Source organism: uncultured Nitratireductor sp. (genome assembly GCF_913053745.1).
Classification (GTDB): domain Bacteria; phylum Pseudomonadota; class Alphaproteobacteria; order Rhizobiales; family Rhizobiaceae; genus Nitratireductor.
The window spans coordinates 1-26,562 of sequence record NZ_CAJXGF010000054.1; the positions used below are offsets into that span (position 1 = coordinate 1).

Annotated in this window: 33 protein-coding genes; 20 read left to right on the plus strand and 13 right to left on the minus strand. The window is 61.0% G+C overall.

Annotated features, from left to right (window positions below):
* Positions 1-117: 117 nt before the first annotated feature.
* Both QZ638_RS10700 and purB read left to right on the plus strand, forming a co-directional pair.
* On the plus strand, positions 118-651 hold the full coding sequence (locus QZ638_RS10700; protein ID WP_295809902.1) for a hypothetical protein: 534 nt from the start codon (positions 118-120) through the stop codon (positions 649-651).
* 75 nt (positions 652-726) lie between these two features.
* Entirely contained in the window at positions 727-2,034 is a 1,308-nt protein-coding gene (gene purB, locus QZ638_RS10705) for an adenylosuccinate lyase (RefSeq protein WP_295809905.1), read from the plus strand.
* 77 nt (positions 2,035-2,111) lie between these two features.
* Here the strand turns inward: purB and QZ638_RS10710 are convergent, their stop codons facing one another.
* On the minus strand, positions 2,112-2,921 hold the full coding sequence (locus QZ638_RS10710) for a VOC family protein (RefSeq protein ID WP_295809908.1): 810 nt from the start codon (positions 2,919-2,921) through the stop codon (positions 2,112-2,114).
* 223 nt (positions 2,922-3,144) lie between these two features.
* On the opposite strand from QZ638_RS10710, the gene QZ638_RS10715 reads away from it, so the two are divergent.
* A complete protein-coding gene (locus QZ638_RS10715) occupies positions 3,145-3,693 on the plus strand; it encodes an alpha/beta hydrolase (protein ID WP_295809911.1) in 549 nt (182 codons plus the stop codon).
* 9 nt (positions 3,694-3,702) lie between these two features.
* On the opposite strand, the gene QZ638_RS10720 is transcribed toward QZ638_RS10715, so the two are convergent.
* The 3 genes from QZ638_RS10720 to QZ638_RS10730 are packed head-to-tail and all read right to left on the minus strand — an operon-like array spanning position 3,703 to position 5,020.
* Positions 3,703-4,485 carry an aldolase/citrate lyase family protein gene (locus QZ638_RS10720; RefSeq protein WP_295809913.1) on the minus strand — a complete coding sequence of 261 codons (783 nt, stop codon included), beginning with the start codon at positions 4,483-4,485 and terminating at the stop codon, positions 3,703-3,705.
* A 5-nt stretch (positions 4,486-4,490) separates the two neighbouring features.
* Positions 4,491-4,814, minus strand: coding sequence for a DUF1476 domain-containing protein (locus QZ638_RS10725; RefSeq protein ID WP_295809915.1), 324 nt, complete (start codon positions 4,812-4,814; stop codon positions 4,491-4,493).
* Positions 4,802-5,020, minus strand: a complete 219-nt coding sequence (locus QZ638_RS10730; protein WP_295809916.1) for a hypothetical protein — start codon at positions 5,018-5,020, stop codon at positions 4,802-4,804. Before QZ638_RS10730 ends, QZ638_RS10725 begins: the two co-directional genes overlap by 13 nt.
* A 65-nt stretch (positions 5,021-5,085) precedes the next feature.
* Between QZ638_RS10730 and purC the strand changes: the two genes are divergently transcribed.
* From purC to QZ638_RS10760, 6 genes are all read left to right on the plus strand, one after another.
* A complete protein-coding gene (gene purC, locus QZ638_RS10735; protein ID WP_007009773.1) occupies positions 5,086-5,874 on the plus strand; it encodes a phosphoribosylaminoimidazolesuccinocarboxamide synthase in 789 nt (262 codons plus the stop codon).
* Between the two features lie 30 nt (positions 5,875-5,904).
* Positions 5,905-6,147: a phosphoribosylformylglycinamidine synthase subunit PurS gene (purS, locus tag QZ638_RS10740; protein WP_295809920.1), complete on the plus strand. Its 243-nt coding sequence runs from the start codon at positions 5,905-5,907 to the stop codon at positions 6,145-6,147.
* A 21-nt stretch (positions 6,148-6,168) separates the two neighbouring features.
* Positions 6,169-6,444: a hypothetical protein gene (locus tag QZ638_RS10745; protein ID WP_295809924.1), complete on the plus strand. Its 276-nt coding sequence runs from the start codon at positions 6,169-6,171 to the stop codon at positions 6,442-6,444.
* On the plus strand, positions 6,441-7,109 hold the full coding sequence (purQ, locus tag QZ638_RS10750; RefSeq protein WP_295809926.1) for a phosphoribosylformylglycinamidine synthase subunit PurQ: 669 nt from the start codon (positions 6,441-6,443) through the stop codon (positions 7,107-7,109). Before QZ638_RS10745 ends, purQ begins: the two co-directional genes overlap by 4 nt.
* Before the next feature lie 110 nt (positions 7,110-7,219).
* Positions 7,220-7,549, plus strand: a complete 330-nt coding sequence (locus QZ638_RS10755; RefSeq protein ID WP_295809928.1) for a hypothetical protein — start codon at positions 7,220-7,222, stop codon at positions 7,547-7,549.
* Between the two features lie 95 nt (positions 7,550-7,644).
* Positions 7,645-8,289, plus strand: a complete 645-nt coding sequence (locus QZ638_RS10760; protein ID WP_295809930.1) for a Pr6Pr family membrane protein — start codon at positions 7,645-7,647, stop codon at positions 8,287-8,289.
* Positions 8,290-8,313: 24 nt separating this feature from the next.
* Here the strand turns inward: QZ638_RS10760 and QZ638_RS10765 are convergent, their stop codons facing one another.
* Entirely contained in the window at positions 8,314-8,541 is a 228-nt protein-coding gene (locus tag QZ638_RS10765) for a DUF1127 domain-containing protein (RefSeq protein WP_366936233.1), read from the minus strand.
* Between the two features lie 83 nt (positions 8,542-8,624).
* Between QZ638_RS10765 and QZ638_RS10770 the strand changes: the two genes are divergently transcribed.
* The 5 genes from QZ638_RS10770 to QZ638_RS10790 all read left to right on the plus strand — a co-directional run bounded on the left by QZ638_RS10770 (position 8,625) and on the right by QZ638_RS10790 (position 14,691).
* The gene (locus tag QZ638_RS10770) at positions 8,625-10,037 is read left to right on the plus strand and encodes a PLP-dependent aminotransferase family protein (RefSeq protein WP_295809934.1); all 1,413 of its coding nucleotides are present in this window, start codon (positions 8,625-8,627) and stop codon (positions 10,035-10,037) included.
* Positions 10,038-10,134: 97 nt separating this feature from the next.
* Complete coding sequence (purL, locus tag QZ638_RS10775; RefSeq protein WP_295809937.1) at positions 10,135-12,330, plus strand: phosphoribosylformylglycinamidine synthase subunit PurL; 2,196 nt, start codon at positions 10,135-10,137, stop codon at positions 12,328-12,330.
* Between the two features lie 136 nt (positions 12,331-12,466).
* Positions 12,467-12,700, plus strand: coding sequence for a BolA family protein (locus QZ638_RS10780; protein WP_229447082.1), 234 nt, complete (start codon positions 12,467-12,469; stop codon positions 12,698-12,700).
* 111 nt (positions 12,701-12,811) lie between these two features.
* Positions 12,812-13,147: a Grx4 family monothiol glutaredoxin gene (gene grxD / locus QZ638_RS10785; RefSeq protein WP_295809943.1), complete on the plus strand. Its 336-nt coding sequence runs from the start codon at positions 12,812-12,814 to the stop codon at positions 13,145-13,147.
* A 299-nt stretch (positions 13,148-13,446) separates the two neighbouring features.
* Positions 13,447-14,691 (plus strand): multidrug effflux MFS transporter, encoded by a 1,245-nt coding sequence (locus QZ638_RS10790; RefSeq protein WP_295809944.1) that lies wholly within the window; start codon positions 13,447-13,449, stop codon positions 14,689-14,691.
* Here QZ638_RS10790 and ttcA read toward each other — a convergent pair.
* Positions 14,675-15,469, minus strand: a complete 795-nt coding sequence (gene ttcA, locus QZ638_RS10795; RefSeq protein ID WP_295809985.1) for a tRNA 2-thiocytidine(32) synthetase TtcA — start codon at positions 15,467-15,469, stop codon at positions 14,675-14,677. The genes QZ638_RS10790 and ttcA overlap by 17 nt on opposite strands.
* Before the next feature lie 208 nt (positions 15,470-15,677).
* On the opposite strand from ttcA, the gene QZ638_RS10800 reads away from it, so the two are divergent.
* Genes QZ638_RS10800 through QZ638_RS10810 form a run of 3 tightly spaced genes read left to right on the plus strand, consistent with a single transcriptional unit; the run spans position 15,678 to position 17,876 of the window.
* Positions 15,678-16,676, plus strand: coding sequence for a glycosyltransferase family 2 protein (locus QZ638_RS10800; RefSeq protein WP_295809947.1), 999 nt, complete (start codon positions 15,678-15,680; stop codon positions 16,674-16,676).
* A complete protein-coding gene (locus QZ638_RS10805; RefSeq protein ID WP_295809949.1) occupies positions 16,669-17,478 on the plus strand; it encodes a ChbG/HpnK family deacetylase in 810 nt (269 codons plus the stop codon). Before QZ638_RS10800 ends, QZ638_RS10805 begins: the two co-directional genes overlap by 8 nt.
* Positions 17,475-17,876, plus strand: a complete 402-nt coding sequence (locus QZ638_RS10810; RefSeq protein ID WP_295809951.1) for a GtrA family protein — start codon at positions 17,475-17,477, stop codon at positions 17,874-17,876. The genes QZ638_RS10805 and QZ638_RS10810 overlap by 4 nt, the downstream gene beginning before the upstream one ends.
* A gap of 72 nt (positions 17,877-17,948) precedes the next feature.
* Here QZ638_RS10810 and QZ638_RS10815 read toward each other — a convergent pair whose 3' ends face one another.
* The 3 genes from QZ638_RS10815 to QZ638_RS10825 form a co-directional block, all read right to left on the minus strand.
* The gene (locus tag QZ638_RS10815; RefSeq protein ID WP_295809954.1) at positions 17,949-19,439 is read right to left on the minus strand and encodes a glycosyltransferase family 39 protein; all 1,491 of its coding nucleotides are present in this window, start codon (positions 19,437-19,439) and stop codon (positions 17,949-17,951) included.
* Between the two features lie 93 nt (positions 19,440-19,532).
* Positions 19,533-20,150: a 30S ribosomal protein S4 gene (gene rpsD / locus QZ638_RS10820; RefSeq protein ID WP_295809957.1), complete on the minus strand. Its 618-nt coding sequence runs from the start codon at positions 20,148-20,150 to the stop codon at positions 19,533-19,535.
* A 211-nt stretch (positions 20,151-20,361) separates the two neighbouring features.
* Positions 20,362-20,562, minus strand: coding sequence for a hypothetical protein (locus QZ638_RS10825; RefSeq protein ID WP_295809962.1), 201 nt, complete (start codon positions 20,560-20,562; stop codon positions 20,362-20,364).
* A gap of 116 nt (positions 20,563-20,678) precedes the next feature.
* Here QZ638_RS10825 and QZ638_RS10830 point away from each other — a divergent pair, with 116 nt between their 5' ends.
* Entirely contained in the window at positions 20,679-21,575 is an 897-nt protein-coding gene (locus tag QZ638_RS10830; RefSeq protein WP_295809966.1) for a LysR substrate-binding domain-containing protein, read from the plus strand.
* 27 nt (positions 21,576-21,602) lie between these two features.
* Here QZ638_RS10830 and murI read toward each other — a convergent pair whose 3' ends face one another.
* The 4 genes from murI to QZ638_RS10845 all read right to left on the minus strand — a co-directional run bounded on the left by murI (position 21,603) and on the right by QZ638_RS10845 (position 24,609).
* On the minus strand, positions 21,603-22,391 hold the full coding sequence (gene murI / locus QZ638_RS10835) for a glutamate racemase (protein WP_295809968.1): 789 nt from the start codon (positions 22,389-22,391) through the stop codon (positions 21,603-21,605).
* 2 nt (positions 22,392-22,393) lie between these two features.
* Entirely contained in the window at positions 22,394-23,182 is a 789-nt protein-coding gene (locus tag QZ638_RS10840) for an RNA methyltransferase (RefSeq protein WP_295809970.1), read from the minus strand.
* A gap of 189 nt (positions 23,183-23,371) precedes the next feature.
* Positions 23,372-23,662, minus strand: a complete 291-nt coding sequence (locus QZ638_RS23335; protein WP_366936234.1) for a putative nucleotidyltransferase substrate binding domain-containing protein — start codon at positions 23,660-23,662, stop codon at positions 23,372-23,374.
* A 167-nt stretch (positions 23,663-23,829) separates the two neighbouring features.
* Positions 23,830-24,609: an NAD(P)H-dependent oxidoreductase gene (locus QZ638_RS10845; RefSeq protein ID WP_295809973.1), complete on the minus strand. Its 780-nt coding sequence runs from the start codon at positions 24,607-24,609 to the stop codon at positions 23,830-23,832.
* Positions 24,610-24,703: 94 nt separating this feature from the next.
* Between QZ638_RS10845 and QZ638_RS10850 the strand changes: the two genes are divergently transcribed.
* Together QZ638_RS10850 and QZ638_RS10855 are read left to right on the plus strand one after the other, a co-directional pair.
* Positions 24,704-25,570 (plus strand): LysR family transcriptional regulator, encoded by an 867-nt coding sequence (locus QZ638_RS10850; protein ID WP_295809976.1) that lies wholly within the window; start codon positions 24,704-24,706, stop codon positions 25,568-25,570.
* A gap of 130 nt (positions 25,571-25,700) precedes the next feature.
* Positions 25,701-26,562: NADP-dependent isocitrate dehydrogenase (locus tag QZ638_RS10855; RefSeq protein ID WP_295809979.1), on the plus strand; the 862-nt coding region annotated here is incomplete at its 3' end.

Sequence of the window (26,562 nt, forward strand, 5' to 3'; positions counted from 1 at the left end):
CGCCAACATTTCCGCCATCCGCAAGGCCGCGGAAGAGGCCTGAAGCGGCCCCTACGACACCCTTTCTCAACCCTTTGCTGGCACGGTCTCCTGTCAAAAGTCAGGGGACAAAAGAACGTGGTCAGCCCGGCCTCATCGAAATCCGGCATCCGGATCCGGCCCGACGAGAGATGGCTCCCGGTCAGGGCCCTCGGCTTCTCGCTGATCTGGGCCCTGCTGATCAGCGGTCTCGTCATGATCCAGCTTGCCCTGTCCTATCAGGGGGTGACCAGCCGGACGGTGGCCGTCGTCATCCTGTTCGCCTTCGGCTCCTTTGCCGGCGCCCTGTTCGCCCGGGCTCTGGCCGCCTTCCTCTGCCGGTTCCGGCCACAGCAGAGCGCGCGCTTCGCCGCCATGTTTCTCGGCCTGATCACCGGGACAGTCGGAATGACCGCCCTGTTCCATTTTCTGCAGTTCCGCAGCTATTATGCGGCTTCGCACGACGATATCCTGACAATCTACGGCGCCGTAGAATTGATCATGACCGGCGCGGGCGCCGCCTACATTTTCATGATCGAGAGCGCGATGCTGCTTCTGCCTTGGGGCCTGCCGCTCGCGCTCGCTGCCTCCTGGGACTACGCGACGGCGCCCATCGAGCGCAAACGGCAATAAATCGCGCCCCTCCATTGAGCGATCACGAGGCGTCTGGTAAACGGCAGCCAGCAATTCTGAAAACGAGGACGCTCAATGATCCCGCGCTATTCGCGACCGGACATGGTCGCCATCTGGTCGCCTGAATCCAAATTCCGCATCTGGTTCGAAATCGAGGCGCATGCCGCTGACGCGATGGCCGAGCTCGGCATCGTGCCGAAGGAGGCTGCCAAGACTATCTGGGACAAGGCCGGCAACGCCACGTTCGACATCGACCGCATCGACGAGATCGAACGCGAGACGAAGCACGATGTCATCGCCTTCCTGACGCATCTGGCGGAGATCGTCGGCCCCGAAGCGCGCTTCGTGCATCAGGGCATGACCTCTTCCGACGTGCTCGACACCTGCCTCAGCGTCCAGCTCGTGCGCGCCACCGATATTCTGCTTGCCGATCTCGACAAGTTGCTCGCCGCCCTCAAGACGCGCGCCTTCGAGCACAAGGAGACCGTCACCATCGGCCGCAGCCACGGCATCCATGCCGAGCCAACCACGTTCGGCGTCAAGCTCGCCCAGGCCTATGCCGAGTTCGAGCGCTGCCGCACCCGCCTCGTCAATGCGCGTGAAGAGATCGCCACCTGCGCCATTTCCGGTGCGGTGGGCACCTTCGCCAACATCGACCCGAGCGTCGAGGCGCATGTGGCTAAGAAGATGGGTCTCAAGCCGGAGCCGGTTTCCACCCAGGTCATCCCGCGCGACCGTCACGCCATGTATTTCGCCACGCTCGCCGTGATCGCGTCGTCCATCGAGCGGCTCTCCGTCGAGGTGCGTCACCTGCAGCGCACCGAGGTTCTGGAAGCGGAAGAGTATTTCTCACCCGGCCAGAAAGGCTCGTCGGCCATGCCGCACAAGCGCAACCCGGTCCTGTCGGAGAATTTGACCGGTCTTGCCCGCATGGTGCGCGCCTATGCGACGCCTGCGATGGAGAACGTGGCGCTCTGGCACGAGCGCGACATTTCCCACTCTTCGGTGGAGCGCATGATCGGCCCCGACGCGACCGTCACGCTCGATTTCGCGCTTGCCCGCCTCACCGGCATGATGGAAAAGCTGGTCGTCTATCCGGATGCCATGCAGAAGAACATGGACCGCTTCCGCGGCCTCGTTCACTCGCAGCGCGTCCTGCTCGCCCTCACCCAGGCCGGCGTTTCGCGTGAGGACGCCTACCGCCTCGTGCAGCGCAACGCCATGAAGGTGTGGGAACAGGGCGCCGACTTCTTGACCGAGCTGCTCGGTGACGACGAGGTGCGCGCAGCCCTTTCCGAAGACGTCATTCGCGACAAGTTCGACCTCGGCTATCATACCAAGCATGTGGACACGATCTTCAAACGTGTTTTCGGCGAAAGCTGATCTCTACGCTCTGAAACGTAAAAACGCCGGCGCATCGGACGATGCGTCGGCGCTTCATTACAGCGGTCCAAACCGGATCAATTCGTTGGCGAAACCCGGATCACCGTTCCCCACGGGTCCACGAATTCCTTCTCCGCTTTTGCATTCCGGCTCTTCAGTTCGACCCAGGAAAGCCCGGTGCTGTTCGAGTTGCGCGCTTCGGCGCCGGCGCTGTGCCAATTGTTCGCGCCGATATGATGATGGTAACCACCGGTCGCCAGAAACACCGCCTGCGATCCGTAACGTGCCATGGTGTCGAAACCCTGGGCTTCATGCCACCAGGCCTCCGCGACCCCCGGATCGCCGACACGCAGATGCACATGGCCGATCACCGTTTTGTCCGGCGCGCCCTGCCAGCCCGCATCGCCATCGGGCAACGCTGAAAGCAGGTTGCCGAAATCGAGCCGTTCGGTCGCCATGGCAATCCCGTCTGCGGTTTTCGTCCAGCTTTCGGGGGCGCGGTCGGCATAGATCTCGATGCCATTGCCCTCCGGATCCGAAAGATAGATCGCTTCGCTGACCAGATGATCGGATGCACCTTCGAGCCGCATGTTCCGGTCGCGTGCAAACAGCGCCCAGCGTGCCAGATCAGCCCGTTCCGGTAGCAGGAATGCCGTGTGAAAGAGACCGGCTTCGCGCGGATTGTCGGGTTCGGCCGCACGATCTTGGGCGATCTCCAGCAGCGTCCGGCCGCCCGCACCCAGTGCAATCGAACCATTGTCGCTGCCGATCTCTTGAAGGCCCAGAATATCCGCATAAAAAGCCGCCAGCTCATGCGCATCGTGCGCCTTCAATCCGACGCTGCCAACGCTGACGGGCGTCGTTACGGCAAAGGGAAATGCACTCATGGCTTCGAACTCCTGATAAGCGACGGCTGGTCATGATGGACGCCCGCCTCATCCTGCCTTGAAAGTGACCTTCCGGATCGCATGGCGCAAGCATCCGACCAGCGAACACCCTGTTCACCGCATGAGATACAATAAATAGAATTTGTTCGTAAAATGAGTGGCTTTGGCTGTTGACCGGCTCTGAAGCTTGCATGCCTCGTTCACGATGGCTACATGGCCCGCCATGAAAGCATCAGACGCCGATATTCTCATCATTCCCGGCTATACCAATTCCGGGCCGGATCACTGGCAGACCCGCTGGCAGTCCCGGCTGTCGACGGCGCGCCGCGTCGAGCAGGAAGCCTGGTCCAAGCCGGTGCGCGAAGACTGGGTCGCAAACGTCGCGCGGGCCGTCAACGAAGCAGAGAAACCGGTCGTTCTGGTTGCTCATTCGCTGGGGGTGGCCACAGCCGTTCAAGCCATTCCGGAGTTTACGAATCCGGTGGCGGGTGCGTTCTTCGTGGCCCCGCCCGACGTCGCCAACCGCAAGGTCAGGCCGAAGCATCTGATGACGTTCGGTCCCTATCCGCGCGATCCGCTGCCGTTTCCATCGATCACCATAGCAAGCCGCAACGATCATTTTTGCGCTTTCGACGTGGCTGAGGACATCGCGGCGGCCTGGGGCTCTTTGTTTCTGGATGCCGGTGATTCCGGTCATATCAATGCCGAATCGGGCTTCGGCCCTTGGCCGGAAGGCTCCATGACTTTTGCCAAATTCCTGCAGAAGCTCTGATCTTCCGGCCTAGGTTTCGATGGAGGCGCGCGCCGCGGCAAGCATCGCCGGCGCGCCCTGGAGCATGTACGCCGCCTCCGATCCCATCGCGAAGAGCCTGTAACCCATGGCATAAAAGCGTCCGACAAGCCCCGGATCGACCACATATATCGCGGCATGCTTTCCCGAAGCCCGCGCTTTCTCCGCGATGGTCGCGATGGCCGGCATCATATCTTCCAGCGCCGGATTGACCGTTGCGCCATTCGACCACGCGATGGAAAAGTCCGACGGCCCGACAAGAACGCCGTCGATGCCATCGACGTCGAGAATATCGTCCAGCGCGACCAGCGCCTGCCGCGTCTCGATCATGGCGAAGGCGACGGTGTTCGCATTCGCGGTTTCAAGCCAGCCCTGGGCATCGGGCGCGCCGGCGCGCGGCATGGCAAAATTCGGTCCCCAGGAGCGCAACCCCACAGGCGGATATTTCATGGCAGCGGCGAAAGCGCGTGCATCGCCCGCCGAATTGACCATCGGTGCGATTACGGCTTCCGCCCCCAGATCGAGCGCACGGCTTGCCATATCGAAACGTCCCACGGGAATGCGCACCGCCGGATGCTTGTTGTTCAAACGAATGGCACCGATGCCGCGCAGCACGCTGTCCTCGTGATGCCCGCCATGCTGCATATCGAGCGTCACCGCGCCGAAGTTCAACCCGGCCACCAGTTCGACGGTTTGCGAATCGGGTATCGAAGACCAGGCGGAGAAAATTCTTTCACCGGCCCTGAGCCGCGCGGCGAGTGACGGGTTCGACAACCCCGTTACTCGCCGTTCTTGATTTGCTCGAGCGCGGTAGCGAGGAGCTCATCCATCGTGCGGCGAATCTGGTGATCCGACTGTGCGACACCGGCGGCGTCGAAATCCTTGCGCACCTTCCGGAACACGTCCTCGTCGCCCGCCTCCTCGAAATCAGAATTCATCACTTCGCGGGCATATGCATCGGCCTCGTCGCCCGTCTTCCCCAATTTCTCGGCGGCCCAATGGCCCAGCATTCGATTGCGGCGCGCCATGGCCTTGAATTTCTGGGTCTCGTCGTGAACGAACTTGTTTTCAAACGCGTCTTCGCGGTCTTTCATGTTGGCCATTTCGCAAATCCTCCGGCTCGGGCATCGTCGAACGATGCGGAAACAATTGGGTTGGCAAGCAAAAACCAGAAGCCCAGCTCCGGGTCAATACGCTCGTTTGGCGCATCTGGCTTTGCCTGCCTGCCCACAAACACGTTGGCTTTGACAAATGGCAATTGTGGTATGAGTGGGTTTGCGCTAGAGACCGCGTGAAACGATGCATCCATGAAACTGCCGCATTGCGGAGCTTCCGCGCGAAGTTTCCCGTCAAGGCAACGGACCAGGAAAAGCCATGAACCGTCGTCGCCGCATTTATGAGGGCAAGGCCAAGATTCTTTATGAAGGCCCGGAGCCCGGCACCTTGATCCAGTTCTTCAAGGACGACGCCACAGCCTTCAACAAGAAAAAGCACGAGATTGTCGACGGCAAGGGCGTGCTCAACAACCGGATCTCGGAGTATATTTTCGAGCATCTGAACCGGATCGGCATTCCGACGCATTTCATTCGCCGGCTCAACATGCGTGAGCAGCTCATCAAGGAAGTGGAAATCATTCCGCTCGAGATCGTTGTGCGCAACGTCGCGGCCGGCTCGCTCGCCAAGCGGTTAGGCATCGAGGAAGGCACGGTTCTGCCCCGCTCGATCATCGAGTTCTACTACAAGGCCGATGCGCTGGACGATCCCATGGTCTCCGAGGAACACGTCACGGCGTTCGGTTGGGCGAGCCCCCAGGAGATCGACGACATGATGGCGCTCGCCATCCGCGTCAACGATTTCCTCACCGGCCTGTTCCTTGGCGTTGGCATCCAGTTGGTCGACTTCAAGATGGAGTGCGGTCGCCTTTGGGAAAACGAAATGATGCGTGTCATCGTGGCCGATGAAATTTCGCCCGATTCCTGTCGCCTGTGGGACACGACCACGCAGGACAAGATGGACAAGGACCGCTTCCGCCGCGACATGGGCGGACTGGTCGAGGCCTATCAGGAAGTGGCCCGTCGTCTCGGCATCATGAACGAGAACGAACCGCCGCGCGGCAGCGGACCCGTCCTCGTATCTTCGAAAGACAACAAGACGCGCCACTAGGACGCGTCCGGGAAATCAGGGAGCACAAACGTGATCAAGGCCCGCGTCACCGTGACGTTGAAGAACGGCGTTCTGGACCCGCAGGGAAAAGCCATCGAAGGCGCTCTCGATGCGCTCGGTTTTGCCGATGTCGGCTCGGTGCGCCAGGGCAAGGTTTTCGATCTGGAGATTGAAGGCGCTGACAGGGCCAAGGCCGAGAGCGACCTCAATGCCATGTGCGAAAAGCTTCTGGCGAACACCGTGATTGAAGACTACACTGTCTCCATTACCTGAGGTTGCATACGGAGACACATCATGGCGGAGGCGGCGAACGAGTCCATGTACGAACTGCTCAAGAAGATGCAGGAGCGGTTTGACAAGATCGATTTCGCCTTGAGCGACATAAAGGCCGAGGTGAACAATCTGAGGAGCAGCATGGTCGCAATGCATGGCGACATCCATAATATCTATGGCACGCTCGCGCGTCAGGATCAGCGCCTCGACCGCATAGAACGCCGTCTCGAACTTAGTGAAATGGCCGAAGGCCCGCAGAAACCATACGATCCCAGCCCGAGCGATCAGAACCCATGAAATCAGCCATCATCCAGCTTCCCGGCCTCAATCGCGACCGCGACATGATCGCCGCGCTCACCCGGATTTCCGGCAAGGCGCCGGTGACGGTCTGGCAGACGGAGACCGAACTGCCCGATGTCGACCTTGTGGTCATTCCCGGCGGCTTCTCCTATGGCGACTATCTGCGCTGCGGCGCCATCGCCGCGCGCATGCCGGTCATGCAGGCCGTGGCCGAGAAGGCACGCCAGGGCGTGCTCATCATGGGTGTGTGCAACGGTTTTCAGGTTCTCGTCGAAATGGGCCTCCTGCCCGGTGCGCTAATGCGCAACGCCTCGCTGAAATTCGTGTGCCGCGAGGTGAAGCTTGAAGTCACCAACGCCAACACCGCCTTCACGCGCGGCTATCAGCCCGGTCAGATCATCCGCTGCCCGGTCGCCCATCATGACGGAAACTATTTTGCGGACGCCGAAACGCTGAAGCGCATAGAGGGTGAAGGCCAGGTCGCCTTCCGGTATGCCGAAGGCACCAACCCCAATGGCTCGGTCAACGATATTGCCGGCATCGTCAGCGACAGCGGCAATGTGCTTGGCATGATGCCGCATCCCGAAAACCTGATCGAAGCCGCCCATGGCGGCGACGATGGCCGCGCACTCTTTGCCGGCATTCGTGGAAAGGCCGCCTGATGGGGCGCGCCGGTCATACCGGTTCAAACGTGCAACACCTTCTTCGCTGCGGCGCCGGCGCAGCGCTGATATCGGGCCTGTTTTTCCTATCCGCCTGCCAGACGGAACCGATGGGTGGAACCCTCAACCTTCAGGTCGAGGCTTCGAGCCCCGTTGCAGCCCTTCAGAAAATCAACAGCAATGGCGCGAAATGCTGGATGCGCTCGGGCGACCGGCGGTTCCGCGATCTTCACATGATTCCCGAGCTCGATACGCGCGTCGGGCGACCTCGGCTTCTGATCATGCGCAGCAAGAAGCAGCAGGGCCTGCCGCTTCTCGTCATCGAAGCCTCCAGCTCACCGACAACGATATCGACCTATGGTCCGCTGGCGTCTACGCGCACCGGGGCGCATATCAACGCCGACATCATGCGCTGGTCGACGGGAAGCGCGGATTGTTGAGGCCGGAACAAGAACGCGTCATGGCCCTCAATTTTAAACCTAAAATTTAGAATGGGGCTTTATTGCACCCTTTGAATTGTGTTCCGGGGGACTGCATGGCCAGAATTCTCAATATCGCCGGCCTCATCGTCGGCTTGTCCGCTCTCGTCACGCAGTTCGGCTTGACCGTACCCGCTTCAATGGCCACCGGCCGCAGTCTCGCCGGCTCGATCGTTTTCTATTTTTCCTTTTTCACGATCCTGACCAACATCTTGGTGGTTCTGGTTCATATGGCAGCCCTTTTCGGCGCGCCGCGACCGTTCGCGCAGTCCTGGATACGCGGTGGCGTCGCCGTGGCAATCACCGTTGTGGCCCTGATTTATTGGCTGCTTCTGTCGGCCATCTGGCAACCGCAGGGCCTGTTCCTCGTCTGCGACATCGCCCTGCATTATGCTGCACCCGCCATTTATCTGGCCTGGTGGCTTTCCTCGGGAACGGACGGCAGTCTCAACTGGCGTCATATCCCGCTATGGCTCGCCTATCCGCTGCTCTATGCAGCCTTCGTCTTCTTGCGCGCGCCGATTTCCGGCGAAGTGCCCTACCCGTTTCTCGATCCCGAAGCGAACGGCTGGCCAAGTGTGATTGTCACCATGACAGCCGTGCTCTTGACCTTCGCATTCCTCGGGCGTCTGGCCATTTTGGCAGATCGTTTGATCGCTGAGAACAAGCATTCGCAGAGCATTCGGGACAACGGCGGCTAACCTCGGCCAGGTTACGCCGACGCGTTAATCCCAGAATGGGCGCAATCCCTCGCGCTGAGCTTGGGACCGCGAAATTCCGACATCGCGCAATTGTTCATCCGTCAGATCCAGCAGGTCGAGACGGCTGCGCCTTTTGTCGCGCCACAAGGCGAAGCGCGCAACGACGTTCGCGAGTCCGAAAACGGATTTTTGCCGCACCGGCCTTGTTTCGGCGGACCGGCACGCTCCGCTCATTGTCTCAATTGTACCCATTGCAGCACCCTCATCGATCCATATTGGAGCGATTGATTCTATGCATTGACTCGAAAAAAGGCGCAATATAGACAATTGTCACCATGACAAATTGGCTGCCCAATCTTTCGCGCGGCACCGGACCGCTCTATGTGCGCCTCGCCGATCAAATCGAGCGGGATATCGAAAGCGGCACTCTACCGTCCGGCACGAAGCTTCCACCTCAGCGCAACCTGGCCTTCGATGTCGGCGTCACCATCGGCACCGTCAGCCGCGCCTATGCGCTGGTGCGCCAGCGCGGGCTCGTTTCCGGTGAAGTCGGCCGTGGCACCTATGTGCTCGAACGCATCGGCAAGACACGTGCCCTGCGGAGCGGCAGCCGGCCCTTCGGTGGAACGCGCGACATGGTGGCTGCGCCCGGCAAAACGCGCATGGATTCCTCCGCCGCGCCCAATATCGGCCAGGCCGAAGTTCTGGAGCGGATCACGGCGCGCATAACGCGCGACTATCCGCGCGATATCGCCAGTTATACGCGTTCACTCCCCCAGCGCTGGCTGGAAGCCGGCAGCCAGTGGCTCGCACGCGGTGACTGGGCCCCGCATCCCGACAGCGTCGTTCCCACGCTCGGCGGCCATGCCGGCATTCTCTCCACCATCGCCGCCATGACCGTTCCCGGCGACCGGATCGCCTTCGAGGAGTTGACCTATTCCCATGTCGCCCGCAGCGCCACGGTGATCGGCCGCCGGCCGCTGCCCGTGGCCATCGACGCCGAAGGCATGATCCCGGAAGACTTCGAACGCGTCTGCGCCCAACAGCATCCGCGCATGGTGTTCCTGGTCGCCTCGCTGCACAATCCCACCCTTGCCACCATGCCGGAAACGCGACGGCGCGCCATCGTTGAGATCGCCCGGCTCCACAACGTCTGGCTCATCGAGGACAACATCTATGGCGCCCTGCTTCAGGAGACGCCACCGCTCTTTGCGTCGCTCGCACCCGAGCGCACCTTCCACGTGGCGGGTCTGTCGAAGTCGGCGGGCGCCGGGGGGCGCGGCGGATGGGTGGCGAGCCCGCCGGCCTATGCCTCGCGCATTCTCACCGCCCACAAGATGATTACGGGCGGCATGCCCTTCCTTCTCGCCGAGCTGGCCGCACAACTTGTCCTTTCGGGCGAAGCGTCGACACTTCATGCCCGCGTGCAGGCCGAAATCGCTGCGCGCCAGGCGCTGGCGGCGGATGCGTTCGCACAATACGAGGCGAGCACCCATCCCAACGCTCCGTTCCTGTGGCTCAAACTGCCCGAACCGTGGCTCTCCAGCACGTTCAAACAGGCCGCGCTGGAGGAAGGCGTGCTCATCGACGATGAAGACGAGTTTCGGGTCGGCCGCTCCGGCGCGCCCCATCACCGCGCTCGTGTCGCCTTCACCGTGCCCGAAACCCATGACGGCCTCCGCAAGGGGTTCGCGACGCTGAAACGCCTTCTCGACAATCCGATCAGCGGATTCGACAATTACGGCTGACGAAAACCGGCATTGGGAAGTGGATTATCGGGCCGCAATACTGTAACGCAGCCTCGATATACCCTATGCAACCCCTTTGCAGGGACCCACCGACCACATGACCATTCCCAATCACGTTCCGATCACCGAAGACCTCATCGCCGCCCACGGCCTCAAGCCCGACGAGTATCAGCGCATTCTCGACCTGATCGGCCGCGAGCCGAGCTTTACCGAGCTTGGTATCTTTTCGGCCATGTGGAACGAGCATTGCTCCTACAAAAGCTCCAAGAAATGGCTGCGCACCCTACCCACCAAGGGACCGCGGGTCATTCAGGGTCCCGGCGAGAATGCCGGCGTGGTCGACATCGGCAACGGGCAATGCGTGGTCTTCAAAATGGAAAGCCACAACCACCCCTCCTACATCGAGCCTTACCAGGGCGCGGCGACCGGAGTCGGCGGAATTTTGCGCGACGTCTTCACCATGGGCGCGCGGCCCGTGGCCGCCATGAACGCGCTGCGCTTCGGCGCGGCCGACCACCCGAAGACCAGGCACCTGGTGGCCGGCGTCGTTTCCGGCATCGGCGGATACGGCAATTCCTTCGGCGTGCCGACCGTCGGCGGTGAGGTCAATTTCGACGCCCGATACAATGGCAACATACTGGTCAACGCCTTTGCCGCCGGCATCGCCGAAACCAATGCCATCTTCTATTCCAAGGCGGAAGGCGTCGGCCTGCCCGTCGTCTATCTCGGTGCCAAGACCGGCCGCGACGGCGTCGGCGGCGCGACCATGGCCTCGGCCGAGTTCGACGAAGGCATCGACGAAAAGCGGCCCACGGTTCAGGTCGGCGATCCCTTTACCGAAAAATGCCTGCTCGAAGCCTGCCTCGAACTGATGGCCACCGGCGCGGTCATCGCCATTCAGGACATGGGGGCCGCCGGCCTCACCTGCTCGGCCGTCGAAATGGGAGCCAAGGGCGACCTCGGCATCGAACTCGATCTCGATAGGGTGCCCGTGCGCGAAGAGCGCATGAGCGCCTATGAGATGATGCTGTCGGAAAGCCAGGAGCGCATGCTCATGGTTCTGCGCCCCGAAAAGCGGGACGAGGCGGAGGCCATCTTCCGCAAATGGGGGCTGGACTTCGCCGTTGTCGGCAAGACGACTGACGATCTGCGCTTCCGCATCGTTCATCAGGGCGAGGAAGTGGCCAACCTGCCGATCAAGGAACTCGGCGACGAGGCGCCTGAATACGATCGCCCCTGGGTCGAACCGAAGCCGATGGCACCGCTCGAAGGCCCCGCCCCCGAAGCGGACATTGCCGACAGCCTCGTCAAGCTGCTCAATTCGCCGGATCTGTCCTCACGCCGCTGGGTGTGGGAGCAATACGACACGCTCATTCAGGGCAACACGGTACACATTCCAGGTGGCGATGCCGGCGTGGTGCGCGTCGAAGGACACGAAAAGAAGGCGCTCGCCTTTTCCTCCGATGTGACGCCGCGCTATTGCGAGGCCGATCCGTATGAAGGCGGCAAGCAGGCCGTTGCCGAATGCTGGCGCAACATCACGGCGACGGGCGCCGAACCGCTTGCCTCGACCGACAATCTGAACTTCGGCAATCCGGAGAAACCGGAGATCATGGGCCAGCTCGTCCATGCCATCAAAGGCATTGGCGAAGCCTGCAATGCGCTGGGCTTCCCCATCGTCTCCGGCAACGTATCGCTCTACAACGAGACACTGGGTCAAGCCATCCCCCCAACCCCGACCATCGCCGGCGTCGGCCTGATCCCGGATTGGCAGCGGGCCTCGCGTGCCGCGTTCGCCGCCGAGGGGGAAGCGATCGTCCTGATCGGCGCACCGGAGGGCTGGGGCACGCATCTCGGTCAGTCCGTCTATCTGCGCGACATTCACGGACGCGCCGACGGCCCGCCTCCGCCGGTCGATCTGACGCATGAAAAGCGCGCCGGCGATCTGGTGCGTGGCCTGATCCGCGCTGGCAGGCTTTCCGCCACCCACGACTGTTCTGATGGGGGGTTGGCCCTTGCGCTGGCCGAAATGGCCATTGCCTCGGGCATCGGCGCAGCGATCGATGCGCCCGAGAACGCCATCCCGGCCTTCTTCGGCGAAGATCAGGGCCGCTATGTCGTGACCACCGCCAATGCGGACGCCGTTCTGGCTGCTGCTGGCGAAGCGGGCGTTTCCGCTGTCGTGATCGGCAAGACAGGGGGCGATGCGCTTGCACTCGGCGATACGCGTGCCGTCGCGGTAAAATCGCTGAAAGACGCGCATGAGGCCTGGTTTCCTGCCTTCATGGACTGAGCGCCGCGCACCTCTCCGGCGGAGTGCGAACCGTCGGATTGGCATTGGCAAAACGTTCGCGCACGCACCATGATTGACCTCGCTCACCGGAAACGCCATATCTCCGGGATTGGAATGATTGGAGAATCGCCACCCAATGGCTATGAACGCTGCTGATATCGAGCGCCTCATCAAGGAAGGCATCCCGGATGCAAAGGTCACGATACGCGACCTTGCGGGTGACGGAGATCATTACGCCGCGGAAGTTGTAGCGGAAAGCTTCCGCGGCAAGTCTCGCGTTCAGCAGCATCAGATGGTCTACAATGCGCTCAAGGGAAATATGGGCGGCGCGCTTCATGCGCTCGCCCTGCAAACCAGCGCTCCGGATTGACCCGCCCCAAAAGTTTTTATCGGGTGGCGTTGCACCCCAATGGATGGTGCAATACATAACCAATGATGATCGAAATGCCGGGCCTTGACCCCGGTCATGAAAGGATTTGCGATGAGCGGCATCAACGAATTCATCGATAACGAAGTCAAAAGCAGCGACGTTGTGCTTTTCATGAAGGGCACGCCGGGCTTTCCGCAGTGCGGCTTTTCGGGTCAGGTGGTTCAGATTCTCGACTATCTCGACGTCGAGTACAAAGGCGTCAACGTTCTGACCTCTGACGACCTTCGTCAGGGCATCAAGGATTATTCCAACTGGCCGACCATCCCGCAGCTTTACGTGAAGGGCGAGTTCGTCGGCGGCTGCGACATCATCCGGGAAATGTTCCAGGCCGGCGAGTTACAGGCCTTCCTGAACGAAAAGGGCGTGGCAGCCAAGGGCGCCGCCTGAAACTGAATTTGGGATAGCGCCCGTCCGCGGGCGCCCTCCTTTTGCGCAATGCGCTGGCGCTCGCCAGCGCATTTTTTCGCGTCGGTGGTTCATTCCGGTAGAGGGCGGACGATAACCGGCACCATGATTTTAGACCTGCGCGATGGCAAGTTCGCTTTTTTTCGCGCGGCATACGGGACGATGGAGGGGCCGGCGCTTTCGGACCGGACCAACGCCCGGCTTTCCACCCCACCCGTGATCGACTTCGGGCGGAGTCGGGAATTTTGATTGCACATGCTTGACGACCGCTGGAGAGAGATATGGAAAATCCCGTTTCACAAGAAGCCATAAAACCGCAGAAATCCCTCGGTCGTGTCGAATTCATCGCGCTTGCTGCGGCTCTTATGTCGCTCAATGCGCTTGCCATCGACATCATGTTGCCCGCGCTCCAGCAGATCGGCGCGGAGCTCGGCGTCGATGACGAAAACGCCCGCCAATATATTGTGACGGCCTATATCGCTGGGCTTGGTGGCGGACAGCTTGTCTTCGGCCCGGTCTCCGATCGTTTCGGACGCCGCGCGCCGCTGTTTTTCGGACTGGCGCTCTATGTTTCCGCCGCACTGTTGGCAGCCGTTTCCCCCAGTTTCGCCCTGATACTTGCGCTGCGTTTCCTGCAGGGCATCGGCGCGGCCACAACGCGGGTGATTGCCGTCTCGGCCATTCGCGACGTATTTGGCGGCCGCCAGATGGCCGAGGTTCTGTCGCTCGTGATGATGGTTTTCATGGTCATTCCGGTCATCGCGCCGAGCATCGGCCAGATCATCATGATCGTCGGCGACTGGTCGGAAATTTTTCTCACAATGGCCGTTCTGGCCGTTGTCTTCGGCACTTGGGCAGCACTGCGTCTGCCCGAGACGCTCGCGCCCGAAAATCGGCGGGAACTGACCTTTTCCTCAATCACAAAGGGCTTCGGATATGTCCTGACGAACCGTATCGCGCTCTGCTACACGCTGGCGACCACCAGCATCTTCGGCTCGCTGTTCGGCTTCATCAGTTCTGCCCAGCAGATCTACACGGATACGTTCGATCTGGCCGATTGGTTTCCGATCCTGTTCGCCATCGGCGCCGGCTTGATGGCGATATCGTCCTTCACCAATTCGCGACTGGTCGGCCGGATCGGCATGCGTCGCCTCTCCCACACGGCGCTGGTCGGCTTCACCTCGGTCAGTCTCGTCTGGCTGGTGCTCGCGAGCATCGGTTACATGCCGTTCGGGCTGTTCTTCGTGCTGTTTTCAGTGGCCATGTTCCAGTTCGGCTGGGTCGGCGCGAACTTCAACTCCATCGCCATGGAGCCGCTCGGTCACGTGGCCGGCACGGCGGCGGCCACGCAGGGCTTTCTCACCACACTTGGCGGCGGCCTGATCGGCGCTTTTGTCGGCCAGTCGTTCGACGGGTCGACGGTACCGCTGGCCACCGGCTATTTTCTGACCGGTGCCGTGGCGATTATCCTGGTGTTGATCGGCGAGCGCGGACGCATGTTCCATGCGGTCAATCAGCCCGTGTGAGCCCCGCGAAATCGAACAGCTTGCGGTCGAGAAGATGAGACGGGCGCGCATTCGTTAGCGCCCGGATCATCGTATCCTTGCGGCCCGGCATCCGGGTTTCGATATCGGTTAGCATGGCCTTCATCGCGTTGCGCTGCAAGCCGTCCTGACTTCCGCATAGGTCGCAGGGAATGATGGGAAACTTCATGGCGTCGGCGAATTTCGACATGTCCGTTTCCGCGCAGTAGCTGAGCGGTCGCAGCACCATAACGTCACCCTCGTCGTTGAGCAGTTTCGGCGGCATCGCTGCAAGCCGCCCGCCATGGAACAGGTTCATGAAGAATGTCTCGAGAATATCCTCGCGATGGTGCCCCAGAACCAGCGAGGAACATCCCTCCTCACGCGCAATACGGTAGAGATGCCCACGCCGCAACCGCGAGCACAGCGAGCAATAGGTGCTCGCCTCGGGCAGCTTCTCCGTCACCACCGAATAGGTATCCTGATATTCGATGCGGTGCGCAACGCCGAGGCTCTCCAGGTATTCTGGGAGAATATGCTTTGGAAAATTCGGCTGCCCCTGATCCAAATTGCAGGCCAGAATCTCAACCGGCAAGAGCCCGCGCCACTGCAGGTCCATGAGCAGTGCCAGAAGGCCATAGGAATCCTTGCCGCCCGAAAGAGCCACGAGCCAGCGCTCGCCCGGCTTTACCATGGCAAAGTCCTCAATCGCCTGGCGCGCGTTGCGCAACAGGCGCTTGCGCAGCTTGTTGAACTCCACCGACGAGGGCATGCCCTTCATGAAGGGCGGCGTTTCCTCCGCGGCGTCGATCGCTTTCCCGCCAGTGTCCATCGGTTCTTTCGGTTGCGCCAAGGTGCTATGCATGGACAGGCCTTTGTCGGAAATTGAATTCGCCTCTTCCTATCAGAAGCCTTGCGGCAAGGCGACTTAGCGAATAGGCATTCTCAACTTTCAGCGGGCATAACACGGTTCGAAGGAGATTGCGCGCGTGGCCAAACGGCTCGATATTCTGGTTCCGTTCCTGAACGAGCGGGAAAGCGTTGCCGGCTTCAGCACTCTGGCCGGGGAGCTGGCAGCGCAGGCCAGGGAGCGCTTCGACCTCGAAACCGCTTTCATTTTCATCGATGACGGCAGCACGGATGGCGGCGGCGCGCTCTATCAAGAGCATATGAGCGGCGATTGGACGCTCATCACGCTGGCGCGCAATTTCGGCAAGGAAACCGCGATCCTGGCCGGCCTGGACCATTCCCAGGGCGACTACGTTCTGCTGATGGATGCAGACCTGCAGCACACGGTGGATGTCGCCCTCGATATGATCGACCGTATGATGGCCGATCCGGATCTCGACATGGTCTATGCGGTGCGCGCGGACCGTGCGGAGAGCCGCACCATCGGACGCTATATGGCGAACGGCTTTTACTGGCTGATCAATATGGGCCAGCGCTACGAGATTCCGGCCAATGCCGGCGATTTCCGCGTCATGACCGGCCGCTTTGCCGCGGCACTGCGCCAGTTGCGCGATCAACGGCGTTTCAACAAAGGTCTCTACGCCTGGACCGGTTTCAAGCAGGAACGCATTCTTTACAAGCCCGCCGAACGGCAGGGTGGCGAAAGCAAGTGGTCGCGCCGCAAGCTGATCGCCTTCTCGCTGGAAGGTTTTACCTCGTTTTCCGTCGTGCCGCTGCGCATGGTTTCCCTGTTCGGTACTGGCGTTGCGGTTCTCGGCTTTCTCTACGGCATCAAAATTCTTCTGGAAGTGCTGTTCACCGGTGTCGCCGTTCCCGGCTATCCGAGCCTCATCGTTGCGATCCTCGTCCTTGGCGGCCTCAACCTCGCCCTGACGGGCCTTGTCGGCGAATATGTCTGGTCGGCATTGAGCGAGGCGAAAAGCCGTCCCAACTACATTGTCAAATCCGTCACCGGTCCTCGGGCTGCAACGCCCTCCGGCGCCAGGGCGCGCAGGACCGGCAAGGCCACCCATGGCTGAATCAGGCGCACGCTCGGTCTGGCTAATCGCCGACGATTACGGCTTCTCGCCGGGAGTCAGCCAATGCATTCGCACGCTGCTCGAAAAGGAGCGTCTGAGCGGAACGGGCTGCATGACGCTGTTCGACGACTGGCAGACTGAAGCCTGCGCATTGGCAAGGACGACAGGCGATTTCGCCGTCGGCATGCATCTTACCCTCACCGATTTTCCCGCGCTGTCCACGGGCGAAACCATGCCGGAACTGAAGAAGCTCTTGGCACACCCGGCTGCCAGCACCATTGCCGCCGAGGCGGACGCTCAGCTTTCCCGCTTTCGCGAAGCGTTCGGACGCGATCCGGATTTCATCGACGGGCACCAGCATGTCCATTTCCTGCCGCCCGTCCGGCAGTGGCTTGCCAAGCGCTTTGCCGGCGTTCCCACGTCCCAACGTCCCTGGCTGCGCGGCGCGCCGACCCTGCGTGCGGCCCCCGCTCTCGTAAAGGCAAAGATCGTCGTTGCGCGGCTTCTGGCACGCGGCTTCGACGCCGAGATGCGCCGCCACGGCTTCACCGTCGAGGGACCGCTTTGCGGTTTTTACGATTGGCGGCGCAGCGGCGCATTCGCCCGGGCGCTCGACCTCTTCTTGGACCAGGCGCCCGACGACAGCGTCATCATGTGCCATCCCGGAACGGTGGACGACATTTTGCGCCAGCGCGACATCTTCACCGATGCGCGCGACGAGGAGCGCGATGCGCTCGCCTCCGATGCGTTTCCCGCGCGCCTTGCAAGCGCCGGGTTGACCCTGCGACGTGGTCGGCCATGAACGCAGGACAAAACCGGCCGCTCTCGAGCAAATTGAGCCGTTTTGCGGTGGTGGGTGTGTTGAACACGGCGATCGACTTCGCCACGTTCACTGCGCTTGTCGCCATGTCGGTTGTGCCGCTTCTCGCCAATTTTCTCGGCTGGATGGTCGCGGTCATATTCTCCTTTGCGGTCAATTCGCGCTGGACCTTCGAGCGTGGAGAGCGTTTCAACCTGCACGGTGCGTTTGCGAGGTTCGCCGTCAGCGGCAGTGTTATCTCGCTTGGTTCGTCGACACTCGCCGTCTATCTCCTGCCCGCGCTCACGGGCCTTTTCGCCGCCAAGCTGATCGGCATCGTCATCGGCGCGATCCTCAATTTTTTCGCTGCCCGCTGGTCGATCGAAAATCGCATCGTTTGAAGACGTTTCGGACGAAACGAGAGAATTCCTACCCGAATTCAGAGAAAATTCGGCATTTTCGGAAAAACGGAATCAGGATGAAGAGCCCATCGGCGGCATGAAGAAAAGGCGCATCGTCCAGCGTCTTTCTCCACCGAAACCGGGCACAGTCAGTTCGTGTGTCTGAACCTTTGTGCCCACCAAATCCTCGGCTTTGGCAAGACATCCCTTCTGGTCCGCGAAACAGGCCACAACCATGCCCTTTTCGGCCACGCCCTCCGGTTTGATCCAAGGGGACAGTTCGTAGGAATTCGCCTGCATCGAATAGGGCCGCGACACCGAATAGAAGGTGGTTCCGCTGGCCAGGATCTTGTCGCCCGCCACGTAAGCAAGCGGCGTATCGAAGCGGGCGTTCCAGGCTTTTTCGATCTCGCCGGCGATCGTCTGAACCGGCACATCGTTGTAATGCGAAGTGTCCTGCGCTTCCTGCCGGTAGATGAAGGGCGTCAGCGCCAGAAGACAGGCCCCGTAAAGCACCACGGCGGCAGGAACGGCCGGCTTCTGTGCCTCCAGCCGCCCCGGCTTTATCAGGAGCAGGAGAAAAATCGGCGCCGCAAAATAGAGCGGCAGCGCCCAGACCGAACTGAACTGTACGGCAAACACAATGCCCAAAAGCAGCGTGAGCACGAGCGAGCCGAAACCGGTCCACAAAAGCGCCCGGCCCGCCAAGGTCTCGCGCAGCGCGAGAAAGGGCGCGGCATCGAACCACGGTCCACGGCCGTTACGCAGGATCGCGATCAGAAGAACCAGAACCACCGGCAGCAGATATGCCAGCAATGCGGCCAGAAAGCGCGGCGTGGAGGTAAGCCCGATCAGAGCCGAACCATCGCCCTGCTCGGAAACGTAGCTGAGCGGCAGGAAATCGTTCTGGAACAGCCAGATCAGATGCGGCGTCACCAGCGCGATAAAGACGAAGCTCGCCGCCCACACCCCCGGTTTAAGCAGAAGCGAACGCGCCTCGCGATCGAACAGAACGTGAAGGCAAATCGCCCCGAGAAGCGCTGCCGAAAAATACTTGATCAGCATCGACGCGGCCGCGAAAGCGCCGAGGATCACGGCGTCTGAGAGGCGTCGCTTTTCCAGAAAACGCAGATAAAACAACACCGTTACCGCCCAAAAAGGCAGCATAGCCGAATTGGCGTTGTACTTGATGGCGAGAAAAGTGACGGGCGGAAGGAAGAAGAACAGCGCCGTGCTGATGAAGGCACGCCACGGATCGAGAAAACGGACCGCTATACGCCAGCTGGCGAACAGAAGTGCGGCGCCATTGACGGCTGACAGGAGATAATAGGCCCAGTCGGTATGCGGAAATACGGAGAACCAGACAGCGGTGATCCAGGCAAACAGCGGCGGATGCTTGTAATATCCCTGCTCCCAGGCGATCCCCCAGGAATAGTTCTCCAACATGTCGCCGAAGCCGTCGAGATTGAGCTGCGTCAGACTGGCATAGACTGTCCACAAACCGACGAAAAAGGCCAGAAGCAAGCCCATCCGCATGCCGGGCGTCTTCGCCAGACTCGTCATGACATAACCTCACACCTTCCCGCGAAACGACAAAAAAGAAGGCGCCCGGCCAAACAGCTGGACGCCCCCTTCCGAATTACCTGCCGAAAGGTATCAGCGCGAGTAGTACTCGACAACCAGGTTCGGCTCCATGTGCACCGCATAGGGCACGTCGGAGATTGCCGGCATGCGCAGATAGGTGGCGACCATCTTGTTGTGGTCGGCCTCGACATAGTCCGGAACATCGCGCTCGGCGAGCTGCGTGGCTTCCAGGACGATGGCGAGCTGCTTGGACTTTTCCTTCACCTCGATCACGTCACCGGCCTTGCAGCGATAGGACGGGACATTGACGCGGCGGCCATTGACCAGAATATGGCCATGGTTGACGAACTGGCGCGCAGCGAAGATCGTGGGAACGAACTTTGCGCGGTAAACCACGGCGTCGAGGCGCGATTCCAGGCGACCGATCAGATTCTCGTTGGTGTCGCCCTTGCGGCGGTTTGCCTCATCGTAGGTCTTGCGGAACTGTTTTTCCGAAATATCGCCGTAATGGCCTTTCAGCTTCTGCTTGGCGCGCAACTGCAGACCGAAATCCGACAGCTTGCCCTTGCGGCGCTGACCGTGCTGGCCGGGGCCGTATTCACGGCGGTTGACCGGGGATTTGGGGCGACCCCAGATGTTCTCGCCAAGACGGCGATCGAGTTTGTACTTTGCAGAATGGCGCTTGCTCATCGCATTCCCTTTCATATCAACATTCCCGAAGCCGAAGCTCCGGACGAAGGAAACGCGCCCTCCTCTGGTTTCCATTTCCGAAACCTGACAGGACATGTCGCGCACGCTGATGCGACTCGTCCACGGGACACGTTAAAAAGCGCGGCAGCCGGCGGCCATCGCGCTTGTGCGGGCTCAATATGTGAGACCGGCGCGGTTGTCAACCGAAACACTAATCGACATAGCGCTTGGGACGAAGGGAGCGGGTATCGGCCAGTCCGATATCCTGATGAAGGTTTTCAGGAATGTCACGCGGATCAATGCGTTTCGCTCTGCTTTTCCTGCCGGAAGAACGGCCTGCCGCCGTCCACCGCAAGAGGAAACGCCAGATGGTCTGCGTTTCGTTGGCGTCGTGCAAAAAAGTGTGTGTCATCGGGCTTCTCCCAACCGCATATAGAAAAGCTGTGTTGATTTCTTCGCTATATGTCGCTCTTCTGAACCCGACATTCCAATTGAAAGTCGACAGGGTAGCATAAGGGGATTTTATCCATGTCCGGCGTATCACTACCGCCGCTCGCCGCCATACGCGCCTTCGAAGCCGCGGCCCGTCACGGCAGCTTCACCAAGGCCGGCGAAGAACTCGGCATGACCCAGGCGGCCGTCAGCTATCAAATCAAAATTCTGGAGGATCGCATCGGCACGCCTCTCTTCGTTCGCCGGCCAAGACAGGTCACATTAACCGAAACGGGCCAACGCTTCGCGCCGGCCGTCAGCGATGCCTTCGAACGGTTGGGCGCCGCCTATACTGACGCACGCGGTGTGATGGAAGGCACATTCACGATCAGTACGGCACAAACCTTCGCAGCCAGTTGGCTCGTGGAACACATCGATACGTTTCAGGCCCTGCACCCCACGTTGTCGGTGAGGCTTGAAGCAAGCCAGCGTCTCGCGGCATTCGACACGGAGGACGTCGATGTGGCCATACGCGGGGGGCACGGTCCCTGGCCCGGACTAGAGCGCCATTTGCTCATCGAAGCAGATTTCACACCGATGCTCAGCCCGCGCCTTGCCCAAACGATCGGCGGCGTCGAGAAACCCGAGGATTTGCTGCGACTCCCCTTGCTGGATCTCGGCGACCCGTGGTGGACCGTCTGGTTCGGTGCCATCGATATTGACGTCGACTGCGACGACCGACCACCCACTGCTAAACTGGGCAGCCAGGGCATGTTGGCACGCGCTGTGGCCGCTGGACGCGGTGTCGCCATGCTGACACCCGCGCTCTATCGCACGGAACTGGAAGCTGGGCTTCTTTATCAACCCTTCGATCGCACGGAAACGGATGGGCTCGGCTATTGGCTGGTTTATCCCGAAGGAAGGCGTAACGCTCCGAAAATCCGCGCATTCCGCGAATGGATCACGAAAGCTCTGGTAGACCAAGTCCGATAACCGAACTTCATGCAGCACCATCCGCCTTCAAGAGATCGTAAAACCAAAGCCCGACAATAGCCGCCGATACCCCTCCACCGGTGCGCCGGAGGTGAAATGGGCAAGGTCGGCACCGTTGCCGTCCGGTGACTTCGGCAGATTGACCGATAGCGCAAGCGCGCGGCGTGCGATCGCTTCGGAGGTGTCGATCCAGTCCACCGGCCAGGGAGCGGTCTTGCGCATGCGGTTCACCAGAAAGGGATAGTGGGTGCAGGCGAGCACCACGATATCCGTACGCTGGCCATTCTCCTCGACGAAGCATGGCGCTATCTCGGCTCCGACGGCGGCCTCGTCCACAAAACCTTCGCGCATATACTGCTCGGCAAGGCTGGCCAGATGTTCACTGCCGACCAACCGCACATGGCACTGAGCGGCAAAATCGCGGATCAGGTCGTGTGTGTACTGACGTTTCACGGTGCCCGGCGTGGCCAGAACGGAAACGAGGCCCGAACGGGTGCGTTCGGCCGCCGGCTTGATGGCCGGCACGGTGCCCACGAAGGTTTCATCCGGAAACGCCTCGCGCAACCGGTGAATGGCGAGCGTCGAGGCCGTGTTGCAGGCAATGACCGACATGACCGGTCTGTATCTCTCGATGAGTTCGGCAAAGAGGCCGATCATGCGGTCGAGCAGCGCCTCCTCCTCCCACGCACCATAGGGAAAGGCGGCGTCGTCGGCCACATAGACGTAAGGCCGTCCCGGCAGAAGAACGCGCGCCTCCTTTACGACCGAGAGGCCGCCTATGCCCGAATCGAAAAAGAGGATCGGCCGGGTTTGCATCCCTATTCCCGCCCCGGCGCGCCGGAGCCACGCGGATTCTTTGGAGAAAATTTCTCCAGCGAGCTCAGGACCCCGCGCAAAACGGCAAGTTCCTCGACGGTGAAACCTGGGCGCGTGAACAATGCGCGCAGATTGTCCATCATCTTGGGTTTTTTGTCCTCGGTGCGGAAATAGCCGCGTTCGTCCAACACCTTGTCGAGATACCCGATCAGGCTTTCGATATGCAGCTTCTCGGCTGGCTCCAGTGTGTTTTGAGGCGGTCGCACTGCCTGATCGCCGGTTTTGATCCACTCGTAAGACATAAGAAGAACGGCCTGCGCGATGTTGAGAGAGGCAAAGGCCGGATTGACCGGAAAAGTGACGATCTCGTCGGCGAGCGCCACCTCTTCATTGGTAAGCCCCCAGCGTTCGCGCCCGAACAAAATGCCGGTCTTCTGCCCGCCGGCAAAGCGGTTGCGCAAATCCGCAGCCGCCTCGACCGGTCCGCGCACCGGCTTGAAATTGTCGCGCGGGCGCGCCGTTGTCGCCAAAACAAAGTTGAGATCGGCGACGGCTTCGGCCGGCGATTCGAACACCGCTGCCGCGTCGATAACGTGATCGGCGCGGCTTGCCGAAGCGCGTGCTCGTTCGTTCGGCCAGCCGTCACGCGGGTTGACGAGTCGAAGTTCCGCCAAACCGAAATTCGCCATGGCACGCGCCACCATGCCGATGTTCTCGCCCAGTTGCGGCTCCACCAGAATGATCGCCGGGCCTTCCGTAAGCATGTCTTGCTGTTTGTCTGTTCCTGCCATGATGCGCTGCTGTTACCCGCTTCCCGCGCCGCGGTAAAGCGTGCACTTCATCCACGCGCAAACATGGCGTGGCGTACGCATTCGGGAACGATCGCCAAGCTTCCAGGCGCATCCTTGAGCGTTTTCTGCTGGCGCGCAGTCAGTCGTTCCGGCGCAACGTTGTCCGACAACGGAATGACAAGCGCGATGTCATCGATCCGTTGCTTCGAAACGAGAACGAGGAAAAAGCGGGTGCCTCGCGCAAAGCCAGAAGATCGTTGTGCGGCATGCCTGCAAACTCGGCCAATGCCTCGGTCGCGCACGGGTCGGGACGCGCGGCAAACGCTGGCGGATCGCCAGTGTCCGCGCCATCGCTGCGATGGGGAACAGACCGTGTGACTTGAGATCAAGACGTTGATCGTAGCGCCTGAAATCGCCGAACAACGTGACCGGATCGCTGACGTCGCACACGCCCTCAGCGAGAGGCTTGGCGAACTCGATCCGCTCAGATCCCCGTTTCCACGCATGGTGTCGAGCGCGGCCACCAAGCGTTCGTCGCCAGGGACGGCACCCAGTTCTGCAAACCGGCGATCATTCGGGCCGCTAGGTTCGCCTTAAGCGAGGAACGGCACGCCGTTCTGATGGGGCGTCAGCGGGCTTCACCGCGTTCACCCGACCCCAAAACCATGATCGCGAAAACGCAGTGCGGGATTTTCTCCTTCGTTGCGCATCGGAAGGCCCGCCTCGTCCCAATCGTCCCAACCCGGAAAGGGTAAAGCCGCCTCGCGCGGCAGGGTTTCGATGCGGTTTTCCCAGGCCCTGCGATAGGCATCGAGCCGACGCATCTTCTCTTCGTCACTGTCATAGCGATAGCCATGCCCCGCGACACCGAAGGCGAGGAAGGGCGGCAGGACGGAGAAGCCCATATAGTTGAGCGAATAATGGATCGGCCATAGCAGCAGCTCGATATCGCCACTGCGCCCGCCCGGCGCGAAAGACGTCTCGGGTGCGCCGGCGGTGACGGAAAGGACGGCCCGCTTGCCGCGGAAGATGCCACGGTCGTATCGCTGCGATCCACTGTAGAGCAAACCGTTGACGAAAACCCGGTCGAACCAGCCTTTCAGGATCGCCGGCTGGGCATGCCACCATAGGGGAAACTGGAAGACGATAAGATCGGCGCGCTCGATGCGGTCGATCTCCCGTCGCACATCGGCCGGGAGCACGCCTTGCCGACCGGCGTGGCGCTGTTCGGCAAGCGTGGCAAAGTGTTCCGGATCGAGCCGCTCCGGATAATGTGGCGCGCCCTCAACGGGATCGAAACCTTCGCCATAAAGATCGGACACCTCGACCGTGTGGCCAAGCGCCTGAAGACGGGCGACAGCGGCATTCTTGAGCGTTCCGTTGAAGGAAGCGGGCTCGGGATGGGCAAAAACGATCAGCGCATGCATTGCCTGGCTCCTGCGTTGTGTTCGGTTTCGATATCACTTAATCTGTCCGCTTATGAAATTCGACTGAGCATAAATGAGTTTCGATATTACAAAAATGAACAACTCACTCGAATGGGACGATTTGCGGCTGGTGCTGGCGGTGGGCCGGACGGGCACGCTGACCGGGGCGGCAAAGGCGTTGGGCGTCAGCCATCCGACCGTGTTTCGCAAATTGCGCGAGCTGGAACGGCGCATCAGCGTGGAGCTGTTCGAGCGGACGCGCCAGGGCTATGCGCCCAGCGCCGCCGGTGAGGAAGCGATTGCCGTTGCCGGACGGATAGAAACGGAGGTGCATGCGCTCGAACGGCAGGTGATCGGGCGCGACCTGCAGCCCTCCGGCACGGTGAGCCTGACCACCACGGACGCGCTCTACCATGCCTGTTTTGCGCCCGTACTGGCCCGTTTCTGCGTCGCGTTTCCCGAAATCGATCTGGACATCGTTCTGTCCAACAGCGTCCTCGATCTGACAGAGCGAGAAGCCGATATTGCAATCAGGCCCGCGACAGCCCCGCCAGACCATCTTGTGGGACGCAGGCTGGGCGTAATCCGCCAGTCGATCTATGTGCGACGCGACCTTCTCGACGTTCCATGGCGGGAATCGTCGCTCGGCTGGGTCGGGCCGGACCGCCGCATGGGCTATGCCGCGCTGGAAAGCTGGATGAAGGAGGAGAGCCATGCAGAGAATTGCCGGATGCGCGTGAACTCCACACCCGGCATGCTGGCGGCCGTGAAGGGTGGCGCCGGGCTTGCCGTGCTGCCAGACTATGCAGCCGCCGACGACCCTCATCTGAAACGCGTGGAAGCGGTCCCGAGGCTGGATGTCGATCTGTGGCTCCTCACCCATCCCACGCTGCGCCGCGCCGCGCGAATCCGCGCATTGATGGACTTTGTTGCAAGCGCCGCCAAAGAACGTTTTCCCTAGGCGCATGCACGCCAACCGCAAAACACACCTGCCCGCTTTGCGCTTTCAGCAAGGAATGCTATAGGGCAGCCGACCTTTGCGCGGCCACTCTCTGCCGCGCTGTTTCACACCACAATTGCGGAGCTTTTTCATGGGTAAGATCAAGGTGGACAATCCGGTCGTCGAGCTCGACGGCGACGAGATGACGCGCATCATCTGGCAGTTCATCAAGGACAAACTGATCCATCCCTATCTGGACATCGACCTGAAATATTACGATTTGGGCATCGAGGCGCGCGACGCCACGGACGATCAGATCACCGTCGATGCGGCCAACGCAATCAAGGAATACGGTGTCGGCGTGAAATGCGCGACGATCACCCCGGACGAGGCGCGCGTCGAGGAATTCGGCCTGAAGCGCATGTACCGTTCGCCCAACGGCACGATCCGCAACATTCTCGGCGGCGTGATCTTCCGCGAGCCGATCATCATGAAGAACGTCCCGCGCCTGGTTCCCGGCTGGACGCAGCCGATCATTGTCGGCCGTCACGCCTTCGGCGACCAGTACCGCGCCACCGACTTCAAGTTCCCCGGCAAGGGCAAGCTGACGATGAAATTCGTCGGCGAGGACGGCACCGAGATCGAGCACGAAGTGTTCGACGCACCGTCGGCCGGCGTCGCCATGGGCATGTACAATCTCGACGATTCCATCACCGACTTTGCGCGCGCCTCGCTGAACTACGGCCTGCAGCGCAAGGTGCCGGTCTACCTGTCGACCAAGAACACCATCCTCAAGGTCTATGACGGCCGCTTCAAGGACATCTTCCAGGAGATCTACGAGAGCGAATTCAAGGAGAAATTCGAGGCCGCCAAGATCACCTATGAGCACCGCCTGATCGACGACATGGTCGCCGCTTCGTTGAAGTGGTCCGGCGGCTATGTCTGGGCCTGCAAGAACTATGACGGCGACGTGCAGTCCGATACGGTCGCGCAGGGCTTCGGCTCGCTCGGCC